This is a genomic window from Actinokineospora fastidiosa (assembly GCF_014648415.1).
In the GTDB taxonomy this organism is placed as follows: Bacteria; Actinomycetota; Actinomycetes; order Mycobacteriales; family Pseudonocardiaceae; genus Actinokineospora; species Actinokineospora fastidiosa.
This window is the reverse complement of sequence record NZ_BMRB01000009.1, coordinates 22792-35152: the sequence shown is the minus strand read 5'-3', so window position 1 is coordinate 35152 and position 12361 is coordinate 22792. Positions and strand designations below refer to the sequence as shown.

11 protein-coding genes are annotated in these 12361 nt (G+C 71.6%); 9 read left to right on the top strand and 2 right to left on the bottom strand.

Annotated elements, in window-relative coordinates; genetic code table 11:
* Nucleotides 1-113: 113 nt before the first annotated feature.
* Complete coding sequence (locus IEY98_RS29770) at nucleotides 114-497, top strand: bacteriophage spanin2 family protein (RefSeq protein WP_189214011.1); 384 nt, start codon at nucleotides 114-116, stop codon at nucleotides 495-497.
* Nucleotides 498-559: 62 nt separating this feature from the next.
* Here the strand turns inward: IEY98_RS29770 and IEY98_RS29765 are convergent, their stop codons facing one another.
* The gene (locus tag IEY98_RS29765; protein WP_189214010.1) at nucleotides 560-1099 is read right to left on the bottom strand and encodes an EF-hand domain-containing protein; all 540 of its coding nucleotides are present in this window, start codon (nucleotides 1097-1099) and stop codon (nucleotides 560-562) included.
* Between the two features lie 293 nt (nucleotides 1100-1392).
* On the opposite strand from IEY98_RS29765, the gene IEY98_RS29760 reads away from it, so the two are divergent.
* The 8 genes from IEY98_RS29760 to IEY98_RS29725 all read left to right on the top strand — a co-directional run bounded on the left by IEY98_RS29760 (nucleotide 1393) and on the right by IEY98_RS29725 (nucleotide 11343).
* Nucleotides 1393-2748, top strand: a complete 1356-nt coding sequence (locus tag IEY98_RS29760; protein WP_229787724.1) for a glycoside hydrolase family 16 protein — start codon at nucleotides 1393-1395, stop codon at nucleotides 2746-2748.
* A 111-nt stretch (nucleotides 2749-2859) separates the two neighbouring features.
* A complete protein-coding gene (locus tag IEY98_RS29755) occupies nucleotides 2860-4155 on the top strand; it encodes an ABC transporter substrate-binding protein (protein ID WP_189214008.1) in 1296 nt (431 codons plus the stop codon).
* A complete protein-coding gene (locus tag IEY98_RS29750) occupies nucleotides 4152-5138 on the top strand; it encodes a carbohydrate ABC transporter permease (protein WP_189214007.1) in 987 nt (328 codons plus the stop codon). The genes IEY98_RS29755 and IEY98_RS29750 overlap by 4 nt, the downstream gene beginning before the upstream one ends.
* A 7-nt stretch (nucleotides 5139-5145) precedes the next feature.
* Entirely contained in the window at nucleotides 5146-5970 is an 825-nt protein-coding gene (locus tag IEY98_RS29745) for a carbohydrate ABC transporter permease (protein WP_189214006.1), read from the top strand.
* Nucleotides 5967-7286, top strand: a complete 1320-nt coding sequence (locus IEY98_RS29740) for a GH1 family beta-glucosidase (RefSeq protein ID WP_189214005.1) — start codon at nucleotides 5967-5969, stop codon at nucleotides 7284-7286. Before IEY98_RS29745 ends, IEY98_RS29740 begins: the two co-directional genes overlap by 4 nt.
* The gene (locus IEY98_RS29735) at nucleotides 7283-8287 is read left to right on the top strand and encodes a LacI family DNA-binding transcriptional regulator (protein ID WP_189214004.1); all 1005 of its coding nucleotides are present in this window, start codon (nucleotides 7283-7285) and stop codon (nucleotides 8285-8287) included. The genes IEY98_RS29740 and IEY98_RS29735 overlap by 4 nt, the downstream gene beginning before the upstream one ends.
* Before the next feature lie 1016 nt (nucleotides 8288-9303).
* Nucleotides 9304-10245 (top strand): acyl-CoA desaturase, encoded by a 942-nt coding sequence (locus IEY98_RS29730; RefSeq protein WP_189214003.1) that lies wholly within the window; start codon nucleotides 9304-9306, stop codon nucleotides 10243-10245.
* 144 nt (nucleotides 10246-10389) lie between these two features.
* Nucleotides 10390-11343 (top strand): protein kinase domain-containing protein, encoded by a 954-nt coding sequence (locus IEY98_RS29725; RefSeq protein WP_189214002.1) that lies wholly within the window; start codon nucleotides 10390-10392, stop codon nucleotides 11341-11343.
* On the opposite strand, the gene IEY98_RS29720 is transcribed toward IEY98_RS29725, so the two are convergent.
* Nucleotides 11325-12290, bottom strand: coding sequence for a hypothetical protein (locus tag IEY98_RS29720; RefSeq protein ID WP_189214001.1), 966 nt, complete (start codon nucleotides 12288-12290; stop codon nucleotides 11325-11327). The genes IEY98_RS29725 and IEY98_RS29720 overlap by 19 nt on opposite strands.
* Nucleotides 12291-12361: the final 71 nt, after the last annotated feature.

Sequence of the window (12361 nt, the reverse complement as noted above, 5' to 3'; positions counted from 1 at the left end):
TACCCGCCCGGTTCGTGGTCGTCACTACGTCAGGTCCGCACCTGTCCGGCCCGAACGCCGTCCTCGCAGGCGGTGGGGAGACCTTCGGTCGTTCTAGGCCGGAGGGTCGCACGATGCGTCGAGTTGGTTCCGTTGTCGCAGCTGTCGCCGGGTTGGCGCTGCTCACCGGGTGCGCGGAGATCCAGCAGGCCGCCGACACCGTCAACGCCGCCGATCGGGCGCTGACCACGGCCCAGGTGTGCGTGCAGGCGATCGGCGCCATCGATTTCATCCCGTCCACCGACCCGGCGACCGCGGTCGAGCAGAGCCGGGGCGCGGCGCAGGAGCTGTCCGCCCTGGCCGCCCAGGCCGGGGACGTCACCGTGAGCGAGGCCATCGACGGCGTCGCCACCATGCTGGGCAACGTCAGCCTCGACGACTTCGCCACTCCCGTCGAGTGGCTGCAGGAGCGCACTTCCCAGGCCGCGGCCGTGTTGAACGCCTGCGCCGGGTACTGAGCGAACACGGGAGGAGAGGGCCGCCGCGGCGCCTGCTGGCGCCGCGGCGGTTCGCATTCCGCTCAGGCGGGCAGGGCGAAGCGGCCGAAGACCCAGTTGCCGGGGGCGGTCGGGTCGTCGCCCGCCCAGAACTGCGTCCACAGCTCGATGAACTCCTCGCGGCTGAGGTGGCCGTCGCCGTCGCCGTCGAGGATGTCGAAGACGGAGTCGGTGTCGGTGCGCCTGCCGTTCCAGATCTCGATGAGGGTGCGGTACTCGGCCGCGGAGATCAGGTCGTCGTGGTCGGCGTCCACCGCGTCGAACATGGCCGACGCGGTCGCGGCGACGGCGTCGAGCATGGCGGGCAGCCGGTCGACGACGGCCAGGACCTCGTCCACGGTCACCCGGTCGTCGCCGTCGGCGTCGTACCCGCTGGCCACGGTCGCCCACCAGCTCAACATGATCGCGGTGACCCGCTCCCGGTCCTGGGGCGCCGCGCCGCCCAATCGGCCCCACCGCTGGGCGATCGACCGGAAGTCGTACTCGGTGAGGCACCCGTCCCCGTCGGCGTCCATCGCCCGGAACACCGCGGACACCTTGCCCCGCTGCAACAGACTGGCCATCGCCGCTCCTTCCGCCGAATGGATCACCAGGTTCCCCCGGACGCCGCCGCCCGGGACAGCGCCAGTCGGGTTCCCCTGCCCACCACGACCGGATGATGCGCGACGACGGTCCGTGACCGCGCGGATCACCAGCGCAGCCAGGTCTTGATCCTTTCGTCCGAATCATTGACAAGTGTCCGTGAGAGCGCTTACATCGATTCTCAAGTTTGTTCCCCCGGACAACAAACCGTCGAAGGACTCGGGTCGACAAGGAGGTCACGCCCGTGCCCACCCTGCATCGCAAGCGTTTACCGGTGGCGATCGGCGCCGTCGTCGCGCTGGTCACCATCCCCGTCACCCTGACCGCCCAGGCCCAGGTGCCGCCCCCGCCCAGCGGGTGGTCGCTGGCCTGGAGCGACGACTTCACCGGACCTGCCAACACCCTGCCGTCGTCGCAGAACTGGATCATCGACCTCGGCCACGGCTATCCCGGCGGGCCCGCCAACTGGGGCACCGGCGAGATCCAGAACTACACCGACAGCACGCAGAACCTCGCCCTCGACGGCGCGGGCAACCTGCGGATCACGCCCCGGCGCGACAGCGCGGGCAACTGGACGTCGGCGCGGATCGAGACCCAGCGGTCGGACTTCCGGCCGCCGTCCGGCGGCGTCATGGCCATCGAGGGCCGCATCCAGATGCCCAACGTGACCGGCCAGGCCGCGCTCGGGTACTGGCCCGCGTTCTGGGCACTGGGCGCGCCCTACCGCGGCGACTACTGGAACTGGCCGGGCATCGGCGAGTTCGACGTGATGGAGAACGTCAACGGCCTCAACACCGTGTGGGGCGTGCTGCACTGCGGCGTCGCGCCCGGCGGGCCGTGCAACGAGTTCTCCGGCCTCGGCGGCAGCCGCGCCTGCCCGGGCGCGACCTGCCAGAGCGCCTTCCACACCTACCGCTTCGAGTGGGACACCAGCGTCTCGCCGAACCAGCTGCGCTGGTACGTCGACGGCCAGGAGTACCACCGGGTGACGCAGAGCCAGATGGACGCGACGTCGTGGGCGAACATGACCAACCACGCCGGCTACTTCATCCTGCTCAACGTCGCCATGGGCGGCGCCTTCCCCGACGGCGTGCAGGGCAGCCCGACCCCGACCGCGGCGACCGTGCCCGGTCACCCGATGGTCGTCGACTACGTCGCGGTCTACACCCGCGGCGGCGGCACCCAGCCGCCCACGACGACCCCGCCGCCGGGTGACGGCGGCAGCGCGTACTCGACCATCCAGGCGGAGTCGTTCCAGCAGCAGAGCGGCGTCGAGGTCGAGACGACGAGCGACACCGGCGGCGGCCAGAACATCGGCTGGCTCGCCAACGGCGACTGGGCGCTCTACCGGGGCGTCGACTTCGGCTCGACCCCCGCCCGCCAGTTCAGCGCCCGGGTCGCCTCCGGCGCGGGCGGCGGGGTGTCCGGCCTGGTCGAGGTGCGGCTGGACAGCCGCACCAGCGCGCCGATCGGCAGCTTCGCCGTCGGCAACACCGGCGGCTGGCAGAGCTGGCGGACGATCCCGGCCAACATCGGCGGCGTCACCGGGGTGCACGACGTGTACCTGACGTTCACCAGCGGCCAGCCCGCCGACTTCGTCAACGTCAACTGGTTCACCTTCGCCCGCTGATCCCGGCGGGCCCCGCCGCCGGTCCCACGGCGGGGCCCGCCCCCCTTTCTCCCCAGTTTCACGATCAACCCAGCCGTGAGACCGCTCTCACGGCGCTTCAGGAGGCACGGAATGCGCAGAGCAGGACGCACGCGCGCCGCGGCCGGGCTGCTGATCGGCGGCCTGGTGCTCACGGCGTGCTCGGGCGGCGGGGACCAGGGGTCGGGCGGCGACCCCAACGCCCCCGTCACGCTGACCGTCAACGTCTTCGGGGACAACTTCTCGCTCCCCGACGACCGCTCCCTCTACGACGAGTACGAGCGGCTGCACCCCAACGTCAAGATCATTGAGAACCGCAGCGACTTCGGCACCCACCACCAGAACCTGCAGGCCCGCCTGACCGCGGGCACCGGGGCCGCCGACCTGGAGCTCATCGAGGTCGGCCAGGTCGCGGGCTATGTCGGGCAGACCGACAAGTTCGTCAACTTCCGCGACCAGGGCGTCGACACCGCGGCGTGGACCGACGCGACCCTGGCCAGGGCCTCCACCCCGGACGGCTCCGCGCTGATCGGCCTGCCGACCGACATCGGCGGCCTGGCCATGTGCTACCGCGCCGACCTGTTCAAGGCCGCCGGCCTGCCGACCGACCGCGACGAGGTCTCCCGGCTGTGGCCCACCTGGGAGGACTACGTCGCCACCGGCGACCGGTTCCTGAGCAAGGCGCCGGACAAGGCCAAGTGGTTCGACGCGGGCGGGCACGTGTTCACCGGCGTCCTGGGCAACGAGAAGGAGACCTTCTACAACGCCAACGGCGACCTGATCGTCGCTGAGAACCCGGCGGTCAAGGCCGCGTGGGACCTGACGGCCAGGGCGATCAAGTCCGGCCAGTCGGCAGCGCTGCCGGAGTTCACCCCCGAGTGGAACACCGGCTTCCAGCAGGGCCAGTTCGCCACGATCACCTGCCCGGCCTGGATGATGGGCTACATCAAGTCCAACGCCGCCGACACCGAGGGCAAGTGGGACATCGCCCGGATCCCCGGTGGGTCGGGCAACTGGGGCGGCTCCTACGTGACCGTCCCGAGCCAGGGCAGGAACACCGCGGCGGCCGTGGAGCTGGCCAAGTGGCTGACCGCGCCGGAGCAGGCGGTCAAGCTGTTCCAGAAGATCGGCAACTTCCCCAGCCAGCGCGGCACGTGGGAGCAGCCGGAGGTCAAGGACTTCAGCGCGCCGTTCTTCAACAACGCCCCCGCGGGCGAGATCTTCCCCGCGTCGCTGGCCGACGCGCCCGTCCAGGTCGTGGGGCCGCAGAGCGGCGTCATCGGCAGCACGTTCGCCGTCGCGCTCAACAGCGTCGAGCAGGGCGGCGACCCCGACGAGGCGTGGGCCAAGGCGATGTCGGACATCGAAGCGGCGGCAGGGACGGGATGAGTCGCACCGCGCTCCGCGAGCCGTCGTCGGTCGACCGGCGGCGGCTCGCGGAACCATCCGACCGCCGGGCGGTGTGGCGGTCCCGGCTGTACCGGTGGGACGTCAAGGGCTCGCCGTACGCGTACGTGGCGCCGTTCTTCCTGCTGTTCGGGGTCTTCGGGGTCCTCCCGCTGGCCTACACGGCGCTGATCTCCACCACGGCGTGGAACACGCGGCGGCCCGGCAGCGAGGACGTCTCGGTCGGCCTGGACAACTACAGCGCCCTGCTCGGCGACGACAACTTCTGGAACGCGCTGGTGAACACCCTGGGCATCGGGGTGTTCGCGACCGTCCCGCAACTGCTGTTCGCCCTGGGTATCGCGCACCTGCTCAACTACAAGCTGCGCGGGCGTCTGGCGCTGCGGATGGGCGTGCTGGTGCCGTACGTGACCTCGGTCGCGGCGGTGGCGCTGATCTTCAACCAGATCTTCGCCCGCGACTTCGGCCTGCTGAACTGGCTGCTGTCGCCGTTCACCGACGCCCCGATCGACTGGCGGGCGAGCACGGCGGCGAGCTGGTTCGCGGTCTCGGCGATGGTGACCTGGCACTGGACCGGCTACAACGCGCTGATCTACCTGGCGGCCATGCAGACGATCCCGTACGAGCTGTACGAGTCGGCGGCCATCGACGGCGCGGGCAAGTGGCGGCAGTTCTGGTCGATCACCATCCCGAGCCTGCGGCCGACGATCATCTTCACGGTGATCGTGTCCACCGTGGGCGCGCTGCAGCTGTTCGCCGAGCCGTTCCTGTTCGACACGACGCGCAACCACAACGGCGGGTCGGAGCGGCAGTTCCAGACCGTGGTCCTCTACCTGTACCAGCAGTTCTGGACCAACGGCCGCTACGGCTACGGCGCGGCGATCGCGTGGACGCTGTTCGTGATCACCGTGGTGATCGTGCTGATCAACTTCCTGGTCGTCCGGCGCATCCGGTCGTCGGAGTGAGGTGGACATGAGGGCATCCGGAGCGCGCTGGCCGACGTACGCGCTGCTGATCGGGATCGTGCTGGTCTCGGTGTTCCCGCTCTACTGGTCCATCGTGGTCTCCTCGCGCGACCAGCAGTCGGTGGGCAGCTACCCGCCGCCGCTGGTGCCAGGCGGGAACCTGTGGGACAACGTCGTCGCCGCCTACGAGCAGGGCAACTTCGGGCTGGCGCTGCTGAACTCCACCATCGTCGCGGGCACGATCACGGTGTCGGTGGTGCTCACCTCGACCCTGGCCGGGTTCGCCTTCGCCAAGCTGCGCTTCCGCGGCCGCGACGCGCTGTTCGGCGCGGTGGTGGCGACCATGCTGGTGCCGACCCAGCTCGCGATCATCCCGCTCTACATCATGGTGACGCAGTGGTTCGGCTGGGCGAACGACCTGCGCGGGGTGATCGTGCCCGCGCTGGTGACCGCGTTCGGCGTGTTCTTCATGCGCCAATACCTCTCAAGCGCGGTGTCGCACGAGTTGCTGGAGGCGGGCAGGCTCGACGGCGCGAGCACGTGGCGCATCTACTGGAACGTCGTGCTGCCGCTGGCCCGGCCGGGCGCGGCCGTGCTGGGGCTGCTGACGTTCATCACCTATTGGAACGACCTGTTCTGGCCGCTGATCCTGCTCAACACGCAGAACCCGACGGTGCAGGTGGCCATCGCCAACACCGCGGGCGGCATCGAGGTCGACTACTCGCTGGTGCTCGCGGGGACGGTGATCGCCACCTTCCCGATGGTGATCGTGTTCCTGCTGCTCGGGCGCCAGATCATCGGAGGGATCATGCAGGGAGCGGTGAAGGGATGAGGTTTCCGGAGGGGTTCCTGTGGGGCGCGGCCACGGCGGCCTACCAGGTCGAGGGGGCGGTCGAGGGGCGTGGTCCGTCCATCTGGGACACGTTCTCGCACACCCCGGGCAAGGTGGACAACGGCGACACCGGGGACGTGGCGGTCGACCACTACCGGCGGTTCCGCTCGGACGTGGCGCTCATGGCCGACATCGGGCTGAAGGCGTACCGGTTCTCGGTGTCCTGGCCGCGCGTGCTGGCGGGCGACCTGGACTTCTACGCGAACCTGGTCGACGAGCTGCTCGGCCACGGCATCATGCCGGTGCTGACGCTCTACCACTGGGACCTGCCGCAGGAGCTGGAGGACGCGGGCGGGTGGACGGCCCGGGACACCGCGGCGCGCTTCGCCGACTACGCGGCCGTCGTGGCGGCTCGGCTCGGCGACCGCGTTCCACTGTGGACGACGCTGAACGAGCCGTGGTGCTCGGCGTTCCTCGGCTACGGCAGCGGCCTGCACGCCCCCGGCCGCACCGACGGCGCGGCCGCGCTCGCGGCGGCGCACCACCTCAACCTCGCCCACGGGTGGGGTGTGCAGGCGCTGCGGGCAGCGCTGCCCTCGGACGCGCAGGTGTCCATCGCGCTCAACCCGCACGCGGTCTCGCCCGCCGACGACTCCGCCGACGCGGTCGAGGCGGCCCGGCGCATCGACGCGGTCGGCAACCGGGTCTTCCTCGGCCCGCTGTTCCGCGGCGGCTACCCCGACGACCTGATGCTGGACACCCTGGCGGTCACCGACTGGTCGTTCGTCCGCGACGGCGACGAGGCCGCGATCGGCGCGCCGATCGACGTGCTGGGGATCAACTACTACTCGACCGCCGTGGTCGAGGGGTTCGGCCCGCGGGTCGAGCCGTCGCCGTGGCCGGGCAGCGAGCACGTGCGCTTCGCCCCGGTGACCGGGCCGGTGACGGAGATGGACTGGGGCATCGATCCCGGCGGGCTCACCGACCTGCTGGTCGGGGTGCACCGCGAGTACGGGGTGCCGCTCATGGTCACCGAGAACGGCGCGGCGTTCCCGGACACCGTCGTGGACGGAGCCGTGTCCGACCCGTCGCGGGTGGAGTACCTGCGCTCGCACGTCGGCGCGGTGCACGAGGCGATCACCGCGGGGGCGGACCTGCGCGGCTACTTCGTCTGGTCGCTCGTGGACAACTTCGAGTGGTCCTACGGCTATGCCAAGCGTTTCGGTATCGTTCACGTGGACTACGCGACCCAGCGGCGGGTCTGGAAGGACAGCGCGCACTGGTACCGCGAGGTGATCAAAGCGAACGGCACATGACGACCGAACGGCAGCCCACCCTGGACACCGTCGCCGCGGCGGCGGGGGTGTCCAGGGCGACCGTGTCCCGGGTGATCAACGGCTCGCCCCGGGTGTCGCCGGAGGCCCGGGACCTGGTCGAGGACACCATCGCCCGGCTGGGCTACGTGCCCAACCGGGCTGCCCGCAGCCTGGCGTCGCGGCGCACGGACTCGGTGGCGCTGGTGCTGCGCGAGGCCGACGCCACCGTGCTCGCCGACCCGTACCTGTCCGCGGTGATCATCGCGACGAGCCAGGCGCTGGTGGGCACGGGCGTGCAGCTGGTGCTGGTGAACGCCCAGAACGACGCCGAGCACCAGCGGGTCGGCGAGTACGTCCGCAGCGGCCACGTCGACGGGGTGCTGTTGGCGTCCATGCACGCCGACGACCCGCTGCCGCAGCTGCTCGTGCAGGCCCGCGTGCCGGTGGTGGTCGGGGGTCGGCCGGAGCGCCCGATCCCCGGGCTGGTGTACGTCGACACCGACAACGTGGGCGGCGCCCAACTGGCCACCGAGCGCTTGGTGGCGGCCGGGCGGTCACGGATCGCGCACATCGCCGGTCCGCCGGACATGACGGCCGCCGCCGACCGCCTCACCGGCTACCACCGCGCCCTGGCCCGCGCGGGCCGCGACGCGGGCCCCGTCGCCTTCGGCGACTTCACCCGAGCCTCCGGCGAGGCAGCGATGGCGACCCTCCTCGACCACAACCCGGACGCCGTGTTCGCCGCGAACGACATGATGGCCATCGGCGCCCTCCGCACCCTCCGAGCCGCCGGGCGGCGCGTGCCGGAGGACGTCGCCCTCGTGGGCTACGACGACATCGAACTAGCCCAACACACCGAACCCGCCCTCACCACGATCCGCCAACCGGTCGTCGACCAGGCGCGCACCATGACGGAACTCCTCCTCCTCCAAATAGGCGGCCAACCCCCCGGCGACCCCGTGGTCCTCCCCACCGAACTGGTCCCCCGCGAATCCGCCTGACCCAAGTTTCAGATGCTCAGCCCATCCGACCCCCAGATGACAACATCATCTGACGCGCCACTCACATGCCCTGATCACGCGAGTTCCGCGACAGCCCAAATGATTGCATCATCTGATTCACCGCCCAGATGATCCGATCATGCCGATCCACCGGCCGAACCGCGCAAGCGGCGCCGACGATGGAGTCGCACGCGGTGCCCTCGTGCCCGAACTTCGCGGGCAGCACCGGCGGCGTGGCGGTGCGGATGGGCCACTCGCGGTTGCACGCGCGGCCCGCCCGTCCGGAGTCCGCACCGCGTGCCTGCCCAGGGTTCACACCGCCCGCCCGCCCGGGGTTCGCACCGCTCGCCTGCCCAGGCTTCACACCGCCCGCCCGGGGTCCGCATTGCGTGCCCGCCCGGGGTGCACACCGCCCACCTGCCCGGGGTTCACACCGCGTGCCGCCCAGGGTTCACACCCGCCCGCCCGGGATTCACACCGCCCGCCCGGGGTCCACACCGCGACCCCACGGTTCGTACCGCCAGCCGCGCAGGGCTGGCCGTGCGAGCTGCGTGCGATTTCGGATGACAACATCATCTGGACGCACTCCAGATGGTCTGATCATGTGAGCGGAGACGCCATTCTGGATGATGTCATCATCTGATCGGGCGCCTCGGATGACCTGATCATCTCCAAGCGGGGCCACTTTCGGATGGTGACACCATCTGGCCAGTCGTTCAGATGGTGCGATCATGCCGGTCCGGGGCGAGTTTCGGATGGCGGCGTCATCTGAGCGGCCATTCAGATGGTGTGAGCATCCCAGCCGAGGGCACATTCGGATGATCGCGTCATATGGTCGCATCATCTGACTGTGACGGGATGTGACCTCGGCCCCACCGACCGGTATGGAGGGGGTTAATCGCGGTGGACGGTTCGGGCGGGAGGGGGGAGGGAACTTGGAGGCGGGGGCGGCGGCTGGTTTGCTTGCCCCGGTTCTGCCCGTTTTCCGACCCAATGTCCCCCGAGGGAGCCGCCTCATGTCCGTGTCCGTCGCCGATGACGGGTCCGCCCGCACCGGTCCCAAGCCGATTCTCGGCGCGCCGCGTGGGACGTGGCCGCAGGTCGGGACCTACCTGTTCATCCTGGTCCCGTTCGTCGCCCTGATCGCCGCCGTGCCGTTCGCCTGGGGGTGGGGGCTCGGGTGGGTGGACATCGGGCTGGCCGCGTTCTTCTACACTGTGACCTGCCTGGGCGTCACCGTCGGCTTCCACCGCTACTTCACCCACGGCGCGTTCAAGGCGCCGCGTGCGGTCCGGGTCGGGTTGGCGATCGTGGGGAGCATGGCGCTGCAGGGGCCGATCATGCACTGGGTCGCCGACCACCGCCGCCACCACGCCTTCGCCGACCGCGCGGGCGACCCGCACTCGCCGTGGGCGTTCGGCACCTCGCCCGCCGCGCTGGTCAAGGGCTTCTGGCACGCGCACATGGGCTGGGTCTTCGACCGCGACCTCACCAACGCCGAGCGCTTCGCCCCCGACCTCCTCGCCGACGACGACATCCGCCGCGTGCACCGCCAGTTCGGCCTCTGGACCGCGGTCACCCTGCTCGCCCCCGCCGTGCTCGGCGGCCTGCTGACCTGGTCGCTGTGGGGCGCGGTGACCGCGTTCTTCTGGGCGGGCCTGGTCCGCGTCTCGTTCCTGCACCACGTCACCTGGTCGGTGAACTCGATCTGCCACATGGTCGGCGAGCGCCCGTTCAAGTCGCGCGACAAGGCCACCAACTTCTGGCCGCTGGCCGTCCTCTCGATGGGCGAGGCCTGGCACAACCTCCACCACGCCGACCCCACCTGCGCCCGCCACGGCGTCCGCCGCTTCGAGATCGACATCTCCGCCCGCCTGATCTGGCTCATGGAGAAGCTCGGCTGGGTGACCGACGTCCGCTGGCCCACCCCCCAGCGCCTGGCCAAGCTCAAGGCCTGACCACCCGACGCCCCCGCACCCGACACCCGCTGAACACCCGACCGACTGTCACGTTTCTGTCCAACCGCTGACGTTCCCCGCACCCCCTCCCCCGCGCTGTGCTTGACGACAGTGCAGCGGGCGTTGGGAAATGGGGCACCAGCTATGCGGTGGCAGGACCGGTACCGGGTGACCGGGCGGCTGGGCGTGGGGCCGATGGGAGAGGTCGTCGGCGCGGTTCGCGGCGACGGCGTGCCCGCTGAGGTCGCGGTGAAGCTGTTGCGCCGCGACCTCGCCGCCCGGCCGGGGACCGGGCGCCTGCTGCGCGAGCTGGTCGGCCGGGTCCACGGGGTCGGCGGGGACCACCTGGTCGCCGTCTGGGACAGCTTCTGCGACGGGGAGGTCGCCGGGCTGGTCATGGACCTGGCCGAGGGGCAGTCCCTGCGCGGGCGGCTGGCGGTCCGGGGGCCGCTGCCGCCCGCGGGGGTGGCCGCGACCGGGGCGCGGATCGCCGCCGCGCTGAGCGACCTGCACCGCCGCCGGTTCGCGCACCTGGCCGTCAAACCGGAGAACGTGCTGGTCGACGGCGAGCGCGTCCGGCTGACCGGGCACTGCGTCGTGCCGCTCCTGCTGGCCGCCGACGGCCCGGACGCCGTGCTGCTCAACAGCCCGCAGTACACCGCGCCGGAGATACCGCTGCGCGCCCCCGTCGGCCCGCCCGCCGACCTCTACGCCTTGGGCGTCGTGCTCTACGAGCTCTGCTGCGGCGTGCCCCCGCTGGCCGGGCGCGGCGCCACGGACCTCGTCCACCTGCTGCCCTCGCGCCCCGGCGGCGTGCCCGACGCGCTGTGGTCGGTGATCGCCGCGCTGCTGGCCAGGAACCCCAGGCGAAGACCCACCGCCGCCGAGACCGCGCACCGGCTCGCGGCGATCACCGACAGCCTCGCGGGCCTGCCCGCCGGGCCCCGGCTGCCCGAGCCGCCGCAGCCCGTCGACGCCCGCCGCGGCCGGATCGGCGGGGTGCTGGCCGCCGTGGCCGCGCTGGGCCTGCTCGCGCCCGGCCCCGCCGCGGTCCAGGCAGCGCCCCCGCCGCCGACCGGTCAGGCGCCGTCGTCGTGAGGGGCCCAGCCGAGGCCGTACGAGCGCTGCGTGGCCAGGTTGGTGAACACCGCCCGCGCCTGCCCGGCCGCGTCGGCCTCCACCAGCGGACGGCCCGGCACGTCCTCCCCGGCGTCGAGCGCGAACTCGTCGTCGATCAGCCAGATCCGCCCCGGGGCCCGCCCCGCGCCGAACCCGACGGTCAGCTCGAAGCGGTCGCAGGGGGCCATGGGCGTGCACACGTAGAACGGCGCGAGTCCCTGAGGAAGTCGGATGCGGAACGAGAACTCGTGGCCATCGCCCTGGCCGAGCGGCTGGGGCAGGCGCAGCCGCAGGCGCACGCGCGTCGCGGTGATCAGCTCGGGTGAGTGCAGCACGCCCCCGTACAGCAGGTCGACCCCGAGGTCGGCCAGCGACGGCGGGCCGGACGCGCCGGGCACCCTGGCCACCGACACCGAGTGGTCCACTTCGGACAGCCCGGCCCGGTGGCTGACCACCCGCCGGGTCTCGATCACCTCGGCGACCGGCAGGTGCAGCGCGACCACGACCTTGACGGAGGCGGTGTGCCAGTCCAGGTCGTCGCGGCGGGACTGGCGCGGCACCGCAGAGGCCGCCGACTCGGCGATCTGGGCGATCACGTCGTCCACGCGGCGCTGCGCGGTGCGGGCGTCGCGGTCGATCATGCCCGCGATGCGCGAGACGCGGTCGGTGTAGCGCTCATGGCCGCCACCGTCCAAACCGAACGCGATGCGGCCGATGGCCCGGGGCGAGTCGGGCAGCCGGTCGGTCAGCTCGGTGAGCGTGCTGATCACCTTGTGTCTGCGCAGACCCGGGGCGTCCGTCTCGGCGACGGCGCAGACCCGGGCGAGCGCGGGGCCGACCCGCGTCGCCAGATCCGGCGCGTGCACCCCGTATCCGCGGCGCACCGCCTTGAGGTCGTCGATCAGTCCCGCGATTCCAGCGTCCATCGCCCACCTCTCGAACCGGTGCCGGAGATTGTATCGCCGCCCACCGCGACGGCGTTTCCGCATCCGCGCAC